The 16304-nt window shown below is 60.6% G+C and carries 17 protein-coding genes; 6 read left to right on the forward strand and 11 right to left on the reverse strand.

The window, feature by feature from the left end; all coding sequences use genetic code 11:
- Positions 1 to 12: 12 nt before the first annotated feature.
- On the reverse strand, positions 13 to 177 hold the full coding sequence (locus AGA_RS13965) for a hypothetical protein (RefSeq protein ID WP_173568018.1): 165 nt from the start codon (positions 175 to 177) through the stop codon (positions 13 to 15).
- Positions 178 to 267: 90 nt separating this feature from the next.
- Entirely contained in the window at positions 268 to 516 is a 249-nt protein-coding gene (locus tag AGA_RS00380; RefSeq protein WP_059022531.1) for a hypothetical protein, read from the reverse strand.
- A 275-nt stretch (positions 517 to 791) separates the two neighbouring features.
- Here AGA_RS00380 and AGA_RS00385 point away from each other — a divergent pair, with 275 nt between their 5' ends.
- From AGA_RS00385 to AGA_RS00405, 5 genes are all read left to right on the forward strand, one after another.
- Positions 792 to 1589, forward strand: coding sequence for a response regulator transcription factor (locus AGA_RS00385; protein WP_059022532.1), 798 nt, complete (start codon positions 792 to 794; stop codon positions 1587 to 1589).
- A 101-nt stretch (positions 1590 to 1690) separates the two neighbouring features.
- A complete protein-coding gene (locus AGA_RS00390; RefSeq protein WP_231945855.1) occupies positions 1691 to 2068 on the forward strand; it encodes a flagellar hook-basal body complex protein FliE in 378 nt (125 codons plus the stop codon).
- 13 nt (positions 2069 to 2081) lie between these two features.
- Positions 2082 to 2357 carry a flagellar biosynthetic protein FliQ gene (locus AGA_RS00395; RefSeq protein ID WP_059022534.1) on the forward strand — a complete coding sequence of 92 codons (276 nt, stop codon included), beginning with the start codon at positions 2082 to 2084 and terminating at the stop codon, positions 2355 to 2357.
- On the forward strand, positions 2344 to 3216 hold the full coding sequence (locus tag AGA_RS00400; protein WP_231945856.1) for a flagellar biosynthetic protein FliR: 873 nt from the start codon (positions 2344 to 2346) through the stop codon (positions 3214 to 3216). The genes AGA_RS00395 and AGA_RS00400 overlap by 14 nt, the downstream gene beginning before the upstream one ends.
- A gap of 12 nt (positions 3217 to 3228) precedes the next feature.
- Entirely contained in the window at positions 3229 to 4341 is a 1113-nt protein-coding gene (locus AGA_RS00405) for an EscU/YscU/HrcU family type III secretion system export apparatus switch protein (protein ID WP_059022536.1), read from the forward strand.
- A gap of 134 nt (positions 4342 to 4475) precedes the next feature.
- Here the strand turns inward: AGA_RS00405 and AGA_RS13620 are convergent, their stop codons facing one another.
- Entirely contained in the window at positions 4476 to 4634 is a 159-nt protein-coding gene (locus AGA_RS13620; RefSeq protein ID WP_157065258.1) for a hypothetical protein, read from the reverse strand.
- Between AGA_RS13620 and AGA_RS00410 the strand changes: the two genes are divergently transcribed.
- Positions 4628 to 5968 carry a flagellar hook protein FlgE gene (locus AGA_RS00410; RefSeq protein ID WP_059022537.1) on the forward strand — a complete coding sequence of 447 codons (1341 nt, stop codon included), beginning with the start codon at positions 4628 to 4630 and terminating at the stop codon, positions 5966 to 5968. The genes AGA_RS13620 and AGA_RS00410 overlap by 7 nt on opposite strands.
- 68 nt (positions 5969 to 6036) lie before the next feature.
- Here AGA_RS00410 and AGA_RS00415 read toward each other — a convergent pair whose 3' ends face one another.
- From AGA_RS00415 to AGA_RS00450, 8 genes are all read right to left on the reverse strand, one after another.
- Positions 6037 to 7560, reverse strand: coding sequence for a protoglobin domain-containing protein (locus AGA_RS00415; RefSeq protein ID WP_083503485.1), 1524 nt, complete (start codon positions 7558 to 7560; stop codon positions 6037 to 6039).
- A 34-nt stretch (positions 7561 to 7594) separates the two neighbouring features.
- Positions 7595 to 7990, reverse strand: a complete 396-nt coding sequence (locus AGA_RS00420; protein ID WP_059022539.1) for a flagellar biosynthesis regulator FlaF — start codon at positions 7988 to 7990, stop codon at positions 7595 to 7597.
- Between the two features lie 313 nt (positions 7991 to 8303).
- Positions 8304 to 9746, reverse strand: a complete 1443-nt coding sequence (locus tag AGA_RS00425; RefSeq protein WP_231946143.1) for a methyl-accepting chemotaxis protein — start codon at positions 9744 to 9746, stop codon at positions 8304 to 8306.
- 335 nt (positions 9747 to 10081) lie between these two features.
- Positions 10082 to 10897 (reverse strand): flagellar hook assembly protein FlgD, encoded by an 816-nt coding sequence (locus AGA_RS00430; RefSeq protein WP_059022541.1) that lies wholly within the window; start codon positions 10895 to 10897, stop codon positions 10082 to 10084.
- Between the two features lie 42 nt (positions 10898 to 10939).
- A complete protein-coding gene (locus tag AGA_RS00435; RefSeq protein WP_059022542.1) occupies positions 10940 to 12943 on the reverse strand; it encodes a hypothetical protein in 2004 nt (667 codons plus the stop codon).
- A gap of 51 nt (positions 12944 to 12994) precedes the next feature.
- Positions 12995 to 13876: a flagellar motor stator protein MotA gene (motA, locus tag AGA_RS00440; protein WP_059022543.1), complete on the reverse strand. Its 882-nt coding sequence runs from the start codon at positions 13874 to 13876 to the stop codon at positions 12995 to 12997.
- Between the two features lie 79 nt (positions 13877 to 13955).
- On the reverse strand, positions 13956 to 15338 hold the full coding sequence (locus tag AGA_RS00445) for a flagellar motor protein MotB (protein ID WP_083503486.1): 1383 nt from the start codon (positions 15336 to 15338) through the stop codon (positions 13956 to 13958).
- Positions 15339 to 15355: 17 nt separating this feature from the next.
- Entirely contained in the window at positions 15356 to 16120 is a 765-nt protein-coding gene (locus AGA_RS00450) for a hypothetical protein (protein ID WP_059022544.1), read from the reverse strand.
- Positions 16121 to 16304 lie beyond the last annotated feature (184 nt).

Below are 16304 nucleotides of genomic sequence, written 5' to 3' on the forward strand. Positions count from 1 at the left end.
ATACACGTCTCGTTAATCCTGAACGAACAATAGCCCTGCCGTGGGGCGGAACTCTTCTGCACATAAGGTGGCTGAGGCAGAAGAACTGTGGCTGACCGGCCCGCCTGCACCGGCGGAAAAAGAAGACCCGTCAGCCATGCAGGACCAGAACGGACACTGCCGCTGCTGTGCACTCATCAATACCCTGAAGCGTCATGCGTTAAAAAAACACCATAACCCGGCCATGTGCCCCAGCGGACCGGGGCAGTCCGGCCTGCCGGTGTACGATCAGGCCAGCAGGTTAACGAAGCTTGCCGTGCCGGAGTGCTGGTTATGTGTGTTGCCCGAGGGCACAACCTGACCGGACGCATCAAACTGCATGGAGGAGGAGGACCCGTCCTGCGCAGTGGAGGAAACCTTGAGCGCGCTGGAGGCCACATGCTCGGGCTGCACGGACCGGTGCGCCGACTGGGCCATGTGTGCCGTGGCCGTACGCATGCTGGAGGCAAGCTGGGCGGCAACCGTGGTATCTGCCATGTGATGGAACCTCTTTAAGGCATACAGGAAACAAAAAACCGGTATGCCGCACGGCAGGGCCGCATGCAAACCAGTTCAAAAAAATCTTGCGCTCAGATTATGGGATGGCCATGCCTTAGCCAAGGTGTTTTTTGGAGTCTGCGCCCGTGCAGCGCCGATCGCACCCCAAATACCCGGCCAGCATAACGCAACGGCCAGCGGGAGAGGACAGATGCACCGCAGTTTCCCGCGGCATACCCCTCCCCAAACCACGGAACCGATAGACGGAAAAAAACATGCGCCTGTTGTGTATCGGAGACAATTCAACACATGGCGATATCCGGCCATGCCACGGTCTGGCCGAAGCCGCGGTGGAGGGGGCCGTCTCCATTACCATGTCCGGGCCGGAAGGGGTGGTGGAAACCCTGCGCCGCTCGCAGTACGATATTGCGGTTATCCAGCAGGCCCGGCCTGATACACGGCTCCTGCGCCACATCCGCAACAGCCGTATTCCCACCCCCATTATGATGATTATCCGCACGCTTACCCCCACGGAGGTTGCGGAGGCCCTGTCCATCGGGGCGGATGACTGCGTGCCCGCTTCGGTCGAGCCGGTGGAACTGCTGGCCCGCCTGCGCGCCATTGTGCGCCGCACCGGCGGGCATGACAGCCTGACCCTGCATATTGGCCGCATGGTGGTAAACGTGGACAACAGGCAGGTGCGGATTGATGACCGCCCCCTCCCCTTGACCCCGCGGGAATACGACGTGGTGGAACTGCTGACCCTGCGCAAAAATCAGGTGCTCAGCAAGGAAGCCCTGCTGGACAACCTGTACGCCGGGCAGGAAGAACCACACGGCAAGATTATTGACGTGATGGTCTGCAAAATCCGCAAAAAACTGCGCGACTTTGGTATTCAGGACCCGTTCATTACCCAATGGGGCATTGGCTACCGGCTGAACGAGCAGGCGTTCATCCCCCTTGGCGCCCGCATGAGCGCGCACAGCACCACCCCCGCCTCGCGCGAGACCAGTCTGCCGGTCACCAAAGGGATCAACGTCATTTCCCCCGCCAGCAAGATGGACGTGCTGTAACCGCAAAGATCACCCAGCGCGCGCAAAAGCCACTGGCCTTGCACCGGCCAAATGGATTACAGTGGGCGCATATTCCAGACCACATCGTGGCGGGGGCGGGCATGACCAAAGGCCGACCCTCCGCGCCAGACAGGGCTAACATGACCAGCGACATCACCACACGCAGCCTCGATGCGCTCAACGCCTATGGGCAGACCCAGCAGAGCATGCAATCCTCAACGGATGCGCAGGGCACGGGTTCCACAGGTGGGGCCGACATTGTTTCGGGCTTTACATCCGCGTTGGACAATGCGCTCAAAGGCGCCATACAGACCGGCAAAACGGCGGAAGCCCAGACCGCAACGGGCCTGTCTGGCAAAGGCAACATGACCGACATCGCCACCTCGGTGGAAGAAGCCAAGCTGACCCTGCAAACCGTAACCACCGTGCGTGACCGCGTGGTGCAGGCGTATCAGGACGTCATGAAGATGTCGATCTAAGCCAGCCCCGGTCATGCACAGCACAGTCGATATTCACGACATACTGCGCCAGACACTTTTTGTGGCGGTCAAGCTGGGGGCACCCTCCCTGCTGGCCTCGCTGGTGGCGGGTGTTCTGGTTTCGCTGTTTCAGGCCATGACACAGGTTAGCGAAGCCACGCTGTCCTTCGTGCCAAAATTTGTGGCCGCCATGACCGCCCTGCTGCTGACCGGCTCCTACATGGCCTCGACCCTGAACACCTACGCCCATACCATTTTTGACCAGATCATTATGGTTGGCGGGTCATGACCGCCGTGCGCCACCGCCGCGCCACTGCGTGGGCATGACCGACTACCTGCTGTTCCCCGGCGGGTCCATACAGGTACTTGCCGCCATGTTCCTGCTGGTTCTGTGCCGGGTTAGCGCACTGGTTCTGGCCTCCCCCGGACTGGGGGAAAGCACCTCCCCCATGGTGGTCCGCGCAGGCATTGCCCTGTGCATTACCGTTGCCATTCTCCCGCTTGAGCAGGACGCGCTCAACGATGTTTCCGGGCAGGCGCTGCACATGCCCGCCCGCGCCATAGCCATTATTGTGGGCGAACTGCTGTATGGCATTTTTATTGGCTGGCTGGCGCGGCTTGTCTCGCTCGCACTCGGCATTTCCATGCAGATTGTGGCCATTTTTACAGGGCTTGCCAGTGTGCTCCAGCCTGACCCGGACCTGGGCGCCAGCAGTACGGCCATCAGCCATATGGCGGCGTTTCTGGTCCCCGTTATTTTTCTATCGTCAGGGTTGTATGTGCTGCCACTGGCGGCGGTAACCGGGTCCTACACGCTGTTCCCCCCCGGCCACATGCCCATGGTGGGTGATATGGCGCACAGTGTGGCGCAGGTTACATCCCAGTCCTTTACGCTGGCCTTCCAGCTTTCCGCCCCTTTTGTGCTCATCGGCACCCTGTGGCCCGCCATGCTGGGGGTACTTAACCGGCTTATGCCGTCCATTCAGGTCTATTCCATGGCCATGCCCGCCCAGTTGCTGGGCGGTGTGCTGCTGCTGGCCATTCTTATTCAGGTCATTACTGGTGTCTGGCAGGAACGGGCTGGGGATCTGCTGCTTGGCCTGCCCGGCATTGGCGCCAATACGGCAAACCACACGGCACACCACTAGGAGCCGGGGCACATGGCGGACGACAGCACAGGCGAAAAGAGCCAAGCCCCAACCGGCAAACGGCTGGAAACCGCGCGTGAGGAAGGCAACATTGCCCAATCGCGCGAGGTGCAGCTTGTGGTTATCCTCAGCGGGTTTCTCATCGTCTTTACCACCACTACCAGCCTGTCCGCCTTCAAGTTCGCCAAGCACATGTACGGGCTTATGGCGCATTTTGACAGCATCCCCTTTGACCGGGCCTCCCTTTACCGCGCCTCCATTCAAGCCATGCTGGAAGGGGCGTGGCTGGCCGCCCCTCTGGTTGGCACGGGGCTGGTGGTCACTCTGGCTTTTGGCGTGCTGCAAAGCGGGTTTCTGTTCCGCCCGCAGGCCGTCATCCCCGACATCATGCGCCTTTCCCCCGCCAAGGGGATGAAGCGCCTGTTCAGCAAGAACAATCTGGTCGAAACCCTTAAAAGCCTTATCAAACTTACGGTGTTTGGCCTTGTGCTGTTTGGCGTGGCCAAGGAAACCCTGCGCGTGGCCCCCCTGTCCGAACGGTGGAGCGTGCCGCACCTTACGCGCGAGCTTGTCTCCTGGTTTGTGTACGCAACACTGGTGGTGCTGGCGGTGCAGGCCGTTATTGCGGTGCTGGACGATGTATGGACCCGCTGGAACCGCCTGCAACAACTGCGCATGAGTTTTCAGGACATCAAGGACGAAACCAAGGAGATGGACGGGGACCCCAAGGTTAAGGCCCGCCAGCGGCAGATTCGTATGCGCCGCCGCCGCCGCATGGTGCAGGCGGTCAAGGAGGAAGCCACGGTGGTTATTACCAACCCGACCCACTACGCCGTGGCCCTGCAATACGAAAACGGTGTTAACAGCGCCCCCAAAATTGTCGCCAAAGGCACGGATGAACTGGCGGCCCGTATGCGTGAGGCGGCGGAAGAGGTGCGCGTTCCCATTGTGCCCAACCCACCACTGGCCCGCGCGCTTTATACCCTGCCGCTGGACTCCGAAATTCCGCCCGAATACTTCCAGCCCGTGGCCGCCATTATTGCCTATGTGATGAAGCTCAAAACCCCCGGCTCACGCGCCACTCCGCCCCCCGCACCTCCAAACAACCGGCGTGGCAACAGGTAACCCCCCCTGCCCGCCGCCTGTTTTTGGCCCACCCCATGCGTGCAGGCCACAACCACCCCTCCATGAGGACCATAAACGGCGGTTTACAGTTCTTTCATGCAGGAAAACCTTGCGTTCCGCGCCCTACATGCTACTCAGTTGGGCAAGTCAGGCTTCAGGTTTGTGGTGCGGCATGGTCCCGCCATCAGAGCCTGTAGGCCATTAACCCCGTGGCTGATGCGCGTGCCCCATCCGGCACAGACAGCCAGCGTAATATAACTGCGCATCCACAAGGCAGGGACGGCACATGTCAATCTTTAACTCCCTTACTACGGCTGTCAGCGGGATTAACGCTCAGTCCACCGCGTTTACCAACCTTAGTAACAACATCGCCAACAGCCAGACCGTCGGCTACAAGGCCGACACCACGGCTTTTCAGGACTTTGTGGCCGGTGCCGGTTCCACCTCCGGGTCGTTTGCACAGGGCGTGGCCAACTCCGTTGCCGCCGTAACCGTGCAGCACGTCAACTCGCAGGGCACGGCGTCCTCCAGCACGGATGCGCTGGCCATGTCCATCTCTGGCAACGGGCTGTTCAACGTCTCCAAGGAAACAGGGGCCGTTTCCTCCGGCACCACCCAGTTCCAGAGCACCCAGTACTACACCCGTAACGGTGAGTTCTATGAGAACAAGGACGGCTATCTGGTCAACACCAGCGGCTACTACCTTGATGGCTACATGGTTGATTCCACAACCGGCACGCTGGACACCAGCAAGCTGACGCAGATCAACATTGCCAACGTCACCTTCCGCCCCACGCAGACCACCACGCTGACAACGAGCGGCACCCTCTCCTCCTCCGCCACGACCGGCACAACGGTTACGTCCGCCGCAACCACGGTTTATGACGGCAGCTACAACGTCAATGCCCCCCTCGCCAACACCGGGCAGATCAGCCTGAAATGGACCAACACGGGGACGGACACATGGACGGTGCAGGCCGTTGCCAGCGCCAACTCTGACGGCACAACGGCAACGCTGGGGTCGGATGCAGGCCCCTACACCGTTAAGTTCAACAGCGATGGGTCTTTGGCGTCTGTCACCAACAGCTCCGGCACCAACATGACCTCCACGCTCAGCGGTGCCGCTGTGGCCCTGCCTATCTCCGTAACCTACCCCGATGGCGCCACGCAGAGCGTCAGCCTCTCCCTTGGCACCATTGGTGGCACAAGCGGCATGACGGTTGGCACAACGTCCACAACGCCCTCCATGACAAGTGACAGCGTAACCTCCGGCACCTACGAAAGTGCGGAAATTGAGAGCGATGGCTCCGTCATGGCCGTGTTCGACAACGGGGACACGCAGCTGATCGGTAAGGTCGCGCTCAGCAACTTCGCCAACGTTAACGGTCTGGAAGCGCAGGATGGTCAGGCTTACGCCGCCACCGCCTCCTCCGGTAACGCCAAGACCGGCCTGGTGGGTGAGAACGGAACCGGCTCCGTGACGGTAGGTTATGTGGAATCCTCCACCACCGACCTGACAAGCGACCTGTCCGCCCTGATTGTGGCGCAGGAAGCCTACACCGCCAACACCAAGATTGTGACCACGGCAGACCAGCTGTTGCAGGCCACCATCGCCATGAAGCAGTAAGTCGCTTTTTAAACCAGCGTGCTTTTGCACCGGCCTGCTCTCAAGCAGGCCGGTTTTTTTATGCCCGCTTATTCAGCGGCAATGGGGTAATCGTCGTCATAATCCAATCCGGGTTCGGACAGGACAAAGTTGCTGACCAGATCCACCATTCTGGCCGAACGGCTGGTCAGATGCTGGCAGTCTCTGGAGGCGTGCTCGGACATGGCCGATGTTTTTTCCGTCAGGTCCCGCAGGGCAGCGGCCTCGCGGTGGGTGCCTTTTACGCTTTGCTGCTGGCCCCCCATTTCCTTGTTGATCTTGCAAATGGCGTCGTTCACCACGGTAATGCCCGCCCCTATGTTGGACAGGTCCACCACCATCTGGCTAACCGCATCCGCCCCGTTGCGAATGACCGCCTCGTTCTTTTGCGCACTGGCGGCAATCTGCCTTGCAGCCTGTGACGTTTTGACCGACAGGTCGCGGATGGCCATTGCCACAACGGAGAAGCCACGCCCCATTTCCCCCGCGCGTGTGGCCTCCACATTGGCGTTAAGCGCCAGAAAGTTGGTCTGCGCGGCTATGTTCTGAATAGAGCCAACCAGATCGGAAATGGTTTTCCACGCGGCCTGAATATCCGCCATGGTGGCGCGTACATCGTGCATATTCACATTGCCACGCTCTGCCGCGGCCACACATTGGCGCACGGCTTTTTCCGCCGCGACCGTCTGCCCCGACACATCATCGAGTGACGTCTCAAGCGAGGCCGTCGCATCGGTCAGGCGGTGGATGGACCCAACCTGCGCCTCGTTCTGGCTAAGAATACGGGCATTGCTCTGGCTGATGGAGGTTGCGGTTTCCTCCACCTGTGTGGAAACCTCACGAATATCAGACACCACGCCATTCAGCCCGGTCTTGAGCTTGGCAAAGGCTGCGGCCAGCACGGGGGAACGTTCGGCCACATCATGCGCCAGAGTTGCGCTCAGGTCTCCTTCCGCCACCCGCTCTAGGGCCTGTGCAATCTGCTCCAGTGCCGAGCGTTCGGAGGCTGCCTTCTGCCGTTCCTCCTCCAGCCGTGCCAGATAGGTGGAAATAACCAGATCCATGTCCAGAAAAGTGGATTTGATAATGGCGCCAATCTGCTGGCCCAGCTTTTCGCCCGCTTCGGCTGCCGCATCCCCCCGCCCAAAGAGGGAGCGCCGCCCGTTTGGCATCCCCCGGCGGATCAGGCGGCGGCATATGGCATCCAGCAGCACGGCGTAGCCATCTATATACCACCGGGGTTCCAGCCCTATGCGGGCGTGGGCGAGGCCAATACGGGTTACATCGGCCACATAATCCGGCCCGAACTTGCCCGATAGAATAGTGTCCCAGTGCATCTGTTGCAGGGAGCGGGCCTTGGTTGTGGTGGCCTCGGTTGGAAAAAACCGGGCCAGTTCTGGTACATCATGCACACGTTTGTAAAATTCGGACAGGCTTTCATCCAGTATGTCAGCCATAGCGGGGCGCATGTCGGCCAGCGTCTCACGCTCGGGCCGCTCTATGCCCATAAAAGACAGCCTGTCAGCTATTGAGGCAGGCTGTTGCTGGCCTGTCCGGCCGTCCGAATTGTCCATAGTCGAGCCACCTTATTGTTGGCTCCCTCGCCGTTCAGAGCATGGCGTCAGCGTCAAAATCCTGCCCATGCGCTGCGGATGTTTCCAAGCCTTCCAGAACGGTTTCTGCAATACTGATCAAGGGAGCGAGAGACAGATTGGTATCAAGAATGGCGCGAATGCCGTAACGCTGGGCCTGCGAGGCCAGCCTTACAAAAACTTCCCTGTCTTCATAACTGGTGGCGCCCGCATCCAGCGAATTTGCCTTCATGATCATGGACCACAAACGCTGATTCTTGGTCAGGGCACTGAGCCGAACGGAGGGTTCGGAACTGGCTGCCGCCGTTTCCAACTCTTCGATCAGCAGTCTAAAGCAGGTGGCATCGGCCTGTCGGTCCGTCAGGGAGAACCCGGCCACATTCTGGTAGGCGCGCATTGCGGGATGGATCATGATTGCACCATATCTAGCTCGGCTGGTTTTTTCCCAAAGGGGCCAAAATCAGCCACGTGTGTGTCATTCATTCTACACCCGGCACCCGAACGTGACCAGAGCAACCTAACGGAACCTACAAGCCGAGTGTTGGCAGCAATTAGTAAACAATTTATAAATTTTTTCCGATTCTTCATCCATATTCATCAATGTTTAAAATAACCCAACAGGTCCGCAAATCCCGCACAGCAAAAAGGCCGGACACGTTGGGTGCCCGGCCTTTTTTGCAGTTTACATCCGCCCCAAAAGAGCGGTTGGCGGTTACCCGCCGGGTTTAGAAGTCCGACCAGCCATCTTCCCCACTGGTCACCAACTGGCGGGGAGCAGCGGCGGGTCTGCTGGCGGCCAATGACGCCGGACGAGCAGACGGGCTGGCCAGAGCCGCACGCTTTGGTGCCCCGCCAGCCAGCGCCGGAGCCTGACCAGAGAGTTTGAACTGGCCAACAACCTTAACAAGGTGGGCGGCCTCGGTCGTCAAGTTATGGGCGGCGGCGGCGGTTTGTTCCACCATGGCGGCGTTTTGCTGGGTGGTGGCGTCAATATGGGTGGCGGCGGTGTTCACCTCGCCCAAGCTGCCCACCTGCTCACGCGCAACCGTGGCAATGTTGCCAACATGGGTGGTAATGGCCTCCACCTGCCCGGCAACCATCCGAAGTTCCTTATCCGTCTGCTCCACAAGGCGCACGCCCTCGGTCACCTGACGGGTGGAAATTTCGATCAGGCTCCGAATATCGCGCGAGGATGTGGAAGAGCGCTGGGCCAAAGCCCGGATCTCGGTTGCGACCACGGCAAACCCGCGCCCTGCATCCCCCGCACGGGCCGCTTCCACGCCTGCGTTCAGGGCCAGCAGGTTGGTCTGGAAGGCAATGTCATCAATAATGCCAATAATAGCGGACATTTTGGCAGACGACGTTGCAATTTCCTGAATGGCGGACATGGCGGACAGCATGACCTGAGTGGAACGCTGCACGGCGGCATGAGCGCTCAGGGCTGCGGCGCGGGCTTCCTGCGCAGCTTCGGACTGGTTGTCCACGCCATTTTTAACATTGGTTACAGAGGCAGCCATCTGCCCCATGGCAGCAGCTTGGCGCTCGGTCCGCTGGGCAAAATCCTGCGATGCCTCGGCAATTTCCATGGACCCACCCTGAATAAGGGCGGAAGCCGCAGCCACTTCCTCCATCGCTTCAGACAGGGAGGCCACAGCCTCGTTAAAGTCACGGCGCAGGGCGTCAAACTCTGGCGCAAAGGGGGACGTGAACTGGAAGGCCAGATTCCGGCTGGCCAGTGTTTTCATCCCCTTGCCCAATTCCACAATCAGGCCATTCTGCTCAACCGCGCGTTCCTGCGTAATAGTACTCAACCGCTGCTGCTCGGCGGCACTTTCCTGCGCGATTTTCTGAAGGTCCAACTGCTTGACCAACACACCGCGGAAGGTAGTGAGCGCCTTGGCCAGACGGCCCGCGCAATCAGTCCATTCTACATAGGGGATGGTCTCATCCAGCCTGCCCGCCGCAATGCGCTCGGTCAGGGCTGTAATGGTCTCAAACGGTACGGCAGCCCGGGTGATCAGCACCCAGCGGGCCAGAAACACCATAAGGGAGCTGATAACAAACCCACCCAGCCCAAGGTAACGCTGCACGGCTAGCGGCAGATCCATTTCGGAACTGACAAGCTGCACCAGAATCTGCAAAATCATGTAGGCTTGCAAGCAGGCCATCACGATGGAAATTTTCCGCCTTAATGGCGCTTTTTCAGTAAACCAGGCCAACATAATTTTTCCGCCTTAATCGCAGTTATTGACATGAGGCATAGCCGGTTGCCCCCGTAGTCCGTCAATCTATTGTTAAGGGGTTTGTTAGTTTTATTCTGACATGCGTGAAAAAAATAACACACGGCCCCGCCTGCACGGCGTGCTGCTGCACATGTCACGCTGCGCCCCGTTATGCATATTGTGCGGAAAAGGTCAGGCTGTTTGCGGGCTAAGGCCACGCCGGGGAAGCCACCCCCTAAAAAGAAGAGCGGGGTATGGCCAACACCATACCCCGCCCGTCATCAGGACCCGGTGGAGGAACTGTCTGACGTATCGGACGTGTCGTCGTCCGAAGAAGAAGACGATGAGGAAGAAGATGAGGACGACGAAGACACCTGAGACACGTTGGTCAGCTCGCTCATCGGGATGGTGGCGCTGCCCATCTGCACTTCCATGTCGTCCGTCCCGGTCTGGATACCCGTAATGGTGCCCGTAACCGTAAAGGACACATCGGACGTATTGCCCGACGAATCCATGGTCTTGACCGCAACGCTGTAGGCCCCGTCGGACAGCTGGTTGCCGCTGTTGTCGGTGCCATCCCACGTCCACGTATTGGTTCCGCTGGTAGCGGTAACCAAGTCGTCCTTGACGATGGTGCCTGCGGAGTTGGACACCGCAATGGCAACCGTCTGCCCCGATGTGCCCTGGAAGTTGACCTGCGCGGAGCTGTTCTGCAACGGCAGGGTGGTGGACGTTGCCGTTGCCTGCGAGCCAACAAGTGCGCTGTCCGAGCTGAGCTGCCCGCTCTCGTTAAGCGAGATGAGCGAGGAGAGCTTGGAGTTGGTTTCCACCTGCTGTTCCACCCCGGCAAACTCCACCAGTTCGCTGGTGAAGGAGTCACTGCTCATGGGGCTGCTGGGGTCCTGATGCTGGAGCTGCGTGGTCAACAGGGTCAGGAACGTGGTGTAGTTATCCGCAAGCGAGGACAACGCTGACGTAGCCGACGTTGACGACGTGGTGGAAGACGTCGAGCTGGACGTGGCGGCAGAGCTTTTGGCCGTTGCCTCCGCTGCCGAGAGCAGACTGTATTCGCTGGTCGTCAGTGACGTCGTGGACATAAGCCCGCTTCCTTCCTGTGTGCCTTGTAGATACGCCCGGGGTCAGGCGGTAATGTTAACCCCACGTCCATCATTTACGCGCGTGCCGGATGAGGTTGCACTGCCATCCTGTTGCTCCGCACCCGCCAGATCCGATGCGGTGGACAGAGCATTTGCGGCCCATGCGTTCCCGCCCGAAGACTGGCTACCGCCCTGCCCTGCACTGCTGTTGGCACCGCCAAAAGCGCCATCGGCAAAGCTGCTGCTGCTACCCGTATCCTGCTGACTGGTATTATTGCCTGTGTCGCTCGCGGCAACAACATCAATCTTCAGGTGCTCTACGTTTACACCCGCAGCGTCCAGCGCTGCAACAAGCTCGTGCCGTGTATTGGCCAGATGGTGCGCGGTTGCGGCATCCTCACTCTGGAGCACAACACCCGTGGTTACGCCATCCGTCCCCTGTACGCGCACATGCACGGGGGTAGAATCGGCGGTCATCACGGTCATGGATACGCCGGTATCCGTACTATCCGCCCCGGCAAGGGAGAACAGGCCCGTGGTCTGCTCATCCTCCTGCGCGGCGGTGGCCGTTGCCTGCCCGGCCTGTGCTGTTGTTGTTGCGGTGCTCTGGCCCTGTGTCTGCCCTAGCGCCGTACCCAGCGTGGAAGAAAAGGAGGATGCCTCCTGCGCCGCACTTTGCGCCAGTGTGCTGGTCTGCGCCCCGCTATCGGCCAGCAAGGCCTGCTGCCCTTCCTCGCCCGCGCCACTGCCGGACTGGTCGGAAAAACCACCTTCACTTTCCTGCACCGTGCTGCCCAGCGCCACCATGGCGGTCGTGGCGTCGGCTGTAAGGCCTGCCTGCCCATCCGTGGTCAGGGTGCTACCAGCAACGGCATCTGCCGCCTGCCCGCTCTGCTGGGTAGTGGACTGGGTAACGCTAACATTGCTGACAACAGCAGCAACCTGCTGGAGCGTAAGCGCTGCGGACTGCTGCGCCGTATCCGTAGCCGCCGTGGCAGCGGAGGCGGTGGTGGCCTGCGTGCCGGGCTGGCTGGCCACACTGGCTGCCAGCGTACCCAGCGGGTTCTGCACCACGGGGCTTGCGGTGGCCGAGGCCATCTGCGGTGCGGTGGCACTTTGCGCCACGCTGGCAAGGTTTGGCCCTACCGAACTTGTTGCAGGCTGCGCCAGAGCCGAGGCCAAACCAGTGGCAAGGCCGGACAACGCCCCGGTCAGGGAGACAGACCCGCTCTGCCCGGCCAGACTGGTCAGCCCCTGCGGCGCGAGGGAACCTGCGGCAACAGACAGCGCCCCTTGCAGCAGAGCATCAGCCGACAGGCTGCCCACACCCTGCCCATTGGCAAGCTGCGCGGCCTGTGTGGCGTTGGCGTCCAAAGTAGCGGCGGATGTGGCATCGCTCCCGGCCTGTGCCGTAGTCACCCCTGCCGTCTGCGCTTGTCCGGGCAGCGAATCCGCCCCCTGCAAGGCCATCTGCATCAGCGTTTCCGCCATGCTCCATACGCTGGAATCCTGCGTCGTCTGGCTGGTGTCGGCCGCAGTGGCTGTGGTTGCGCTCTCATCCGCCGTGGTGGCGGCCTGCTCATCCGTGCTGGTGTCTTCAGTCTGGGTTTTTGTGTGTTTGCTGCTTTGCGCCTTCCCCGCCACGGCGGTGGTGGTGGCGGCACCCGTCCCCTTGGCCTTGCTGGCCGTGGTGCTGGTTGTGGCGGCCGGCGTGGAGGAGGCTGCGGCAGACTTGCTGGAGGTGCTGTTGCTACTGGTGGTAGTGGAGGAGGACGCCGTACTATCAGACTGGTCCGCACCGCCCTGCGTGCCGCTGGTAGTGGCCGCAGACGTGGACTGCTGCGTGGCGGCATGGCGGCCGTGGGTTGCCGTGGAAGATGGGGCGGCCATGCTCTTCAGCACAGCAGCAAAACCACTGGTCTGCGCAGCGGTCGTGGCCGCCGCCCCTGTGCTAGTGCGGGAGGAAATAGCGGCCAGAAGGGAGGAAAGCGGCGCTTCCTGCGCGCTTTCGCTCGTATTCACAGCACTTGTTGACTTGATACCCATCAGCTTTTCCCCTCCTCCAGCGGACCCGCTGGTGGCATTCCTTATACCCTGTTAGGCCGCCGCTGCCCCCGGGTGACTTGCTTCGGACAGGGCAGAATCAAGCTCAGCGAATGTGGGCATAAACGCATGCGGTATGTCCTTACGCCCGATTTCCGCGCAGATCTGCGGCGGGTTGCCTTGCAGATGCGCCACGAAAACCGTGCGGATTAGGTCCTGATACCGTGCGTCCTGCGAGACCACATCGCGCATCCTAGACGAAAGTGGGGCCACAACGCCATAAGACAAAAGCACACCCAGAAAGGTCCCAACAAGTGCGCCTGCAATCATCTCACCCAGAATGACCGGCGGCTTGCTAATGGAGGCCATGGTTTTAATAACCCCCAGCACGGCGGCCACAATGCCAAGGGCTGGCAGGGCGTCGGCAATGCTTTGCAGGCTTTCGGATGTGTGCAGCTCTTCGCTCAGGTTCTTTTTAAGCTCACGCCCCATCACTTCATCAAGCTGGTAGGCGTCATCCATGTTCAGGCTGATCAGGCGCAGGTAATCGCAGATCAGTGCGCGGGTTGGCACATCGTCCCGCACATTGGGAGAGAGCGCAAAAATGCTGCTGTCGTTCGGGTTTTCAATATGTTCTTCAAGCGCCATGTTGCCCTTGGCCTGCGCCAGCCGCATAAAGCGGAACAGCGTGACCAGCAGCTCCGTATAGGCCGCCTTGTTGTAGCGCGGCCCCTTAATGGTGCGGCGCAGGTAATGCGGGAATTCCTTGAGCACGTCCTTGGAATTGGACATGACAAAAATACCAACTGCAGCCCCAAGAATGGTCAGCAGTTCGAACGGCATGGACATAATAAGCGGCGCAAGCGCCCCGCCCGATGCCACAAACGAGCCAAACACGCAGAGCAGCGCAAAAATGAGCCCCCCAATGAACAGCATTTAACGGTCTCCACTTTCAACTACGTTGTACCGGCTGGCACCACCTGCCTGCGGCACGTCATCATCCTGTTACGGGCGGTTACTGCGGTGCGGGTGTCCACGTATCCTGCGAGGGCTGGAACGGCTGGTCCGCAGGGGCTGGGGCTGGGGCCGGAGCCTCCGCTGGCTGGGTACGCGGCCTTGTCACCGTACGCACACGCACCCCTCTCACCCGCCGGGGAGCCGCCGCCGGGGCAGGCTGGGCATCCGCCGGGGTTGTAGCCGGTGCGGCTGGCGCTTGCTGCCCTGCTGCCGGTGCGGCAGGCGCAGGAGCGGGCGGCGTTGAGGCCGCCGGAGCCGGGGCACCGCCCTGCGGGGGTGTTGGCGTAGCAGGTTGCGCGGGCTGCCCGTTGGCCTGCCCATTGGGCTGCTGCGATGTGGCATCCCCCTGCGCGGGCATGGGCACAATGGCCCCACCCGGCTGGCCGGGATTTTCAAAGCGACGATGCAGGATCAGCACCACACGCCGGTTAGCCGCAGCACCGGGGTCGGACGGCACCGCCAGATCCCGGTCCGCTCGGCCCGATACGCTCAGAATATTACGGTCGGGGTACCCAGCCCTAACCAACACCTCCCGCGCGCCATCTGCCCGCTGGGCGGAGAGGGTCCAGTTGGACATGCCTCCACGCTTGGTCGGGCGGTACTGGTCGGCATCGGTATAGCCCACAATGGACAACTGCTCTGGCATGGGGGCCAACCACGCGCCAATCTGCTCCAGCATCTTGCGGCCAGCCGCATTGGGGGTGGCGGAGGCGGTGTCGAACATGGGGGTGTTGTTGGCGTCCCGCAGTTCGATCCGAATATCATCCCGCCCGAAGGAGACGGTCATGTTCTTGGTCGCGGCCTGTGTATCCGGGTTTTGCGCCACGGACTGCTCCAGCCCTTTGACCATATTGTCAATCTTGGCCTGTTCCGCCGCAGCGGCCACAGGGTTGTCCACACCAATGGTGCCAATGCTCCTGCCGCCACCACTTTCCGGCCCACCAATGGGAATAATGGAGGGGGAGGCAGGGGTAAGCTGCGCCTTAAGCCCACGGGTAATGTTATCGGGCGAGCCGCCCTCCTCCGAGCGGCGGGGCGCATCCTTGGCGCCGGGCTGTTCGCCCCCGTTATCGTCCGGGGCGTCCCCATCTTTGACCTTACGCAGCGTAGTGCCCGCCGTAAGGGGGGAGGGAGATGTTTCCAGCATCCCGTTGGAGGACCCCAGACGGGTGTCTTTTTCCGCCATGGGGTTAAAGAACTGCGCAATACCCTTGCGCTGCTCTTCCGTTGTCGCATTCAGCAGCCACATCACCAAAAAGAAGGCCATCATGGCCGTCATGAAGTCGGCGTACGCAATTTTCCATGCGCCGCCGTGATGACCCTGCTCGCCTGAATCGCCCCCACGTTTGATAATGACGGGGCGTTTGTTGTTATTTGGCATGTGGTGCTACTGCGACCTTAGGCGCCCTTGTTGTGAGCCATACCAACACGGCAGGCTGGTTTACCGTGAAACGCGGCACGGCCTGCATGTGTCAGATTAATGGAGGTATCCAGCCAGACTTCCCCCCCGATTTCGCGCCAGCGGCGGCAGAAGGTAAAGTCCTCGCTCTGGTACGTTCCGGTTTCGGGGTCAATGCTGCCGTCAAACAGGGCATAGGCGGTGCTGCCCGTGTCACCATCGGCGGCGTCAATCCGGCGGTAGGCGGTCTCGGGGTAGGCTTTAACCATCCGTTCCAGCGCGTTGCGGCTGATCATCATAAACCCGGTGCCCGCGTAGTGGGTTTTGACCATGGGGCCTTTTTCCCACGTCTGGTGCATGGCTTCGGTCTCGCCCACATACCGCAGGGATGCGGTTTCCTGCGCTTCTCCATGCACCATGTTCTGCTGGGTGGTTTTGTCCCAGAAATATTCGCGGATCGGGTAGGCCCCGGCCACCACGTCCTTGCCAGCCGCCAGCAGGCGGGCCGGTGCCTCGGCCGGGAAGCCAATATCCGCATCAATAAACAGCAGGTGCGTTGCGTCAGACAGGGTCAGGAACTTGTGCATCAGGGTATTGCGTGCACGGCTGATCATCGCATCATCCCCCAGAAGGGAGAGGGTCATGGGGACCTGAAGCACTCCGGCACATGCAATGATGGATTCCATATACTCCTGCGTAACCATCCCGCCAAAGCACGGGGTCGCAACAAAAATTTTTGCGGGTTGCAGCTCTGTCTGTTGCATACGTTTTCCTAATCACTCACGAGTGTGGGGAGAAACGGGTCGCATTGTGCACGATCACTGTCAGCCCCTCATGTTCTGTAAGCGATAGCGGGCACACTCCGCTTTCTCAAGGAGCAAACATAAGAAAAGAGCCGTTTGCCATCGTTTTTTAACGGCTTTGCATGTTATCGCCGCCAAACGATGG

This window comes from Acetobacter ghanensis, from assembly GCF_001499675.1.
In the GTDB taxonomy this organism is placed as follows: Bacteria; Pseudomonadota; Alphaproteobacteria; order Acetobacterales; family Acetobacteraceae; genus Acetobacter; species Acetobacter ghanensis.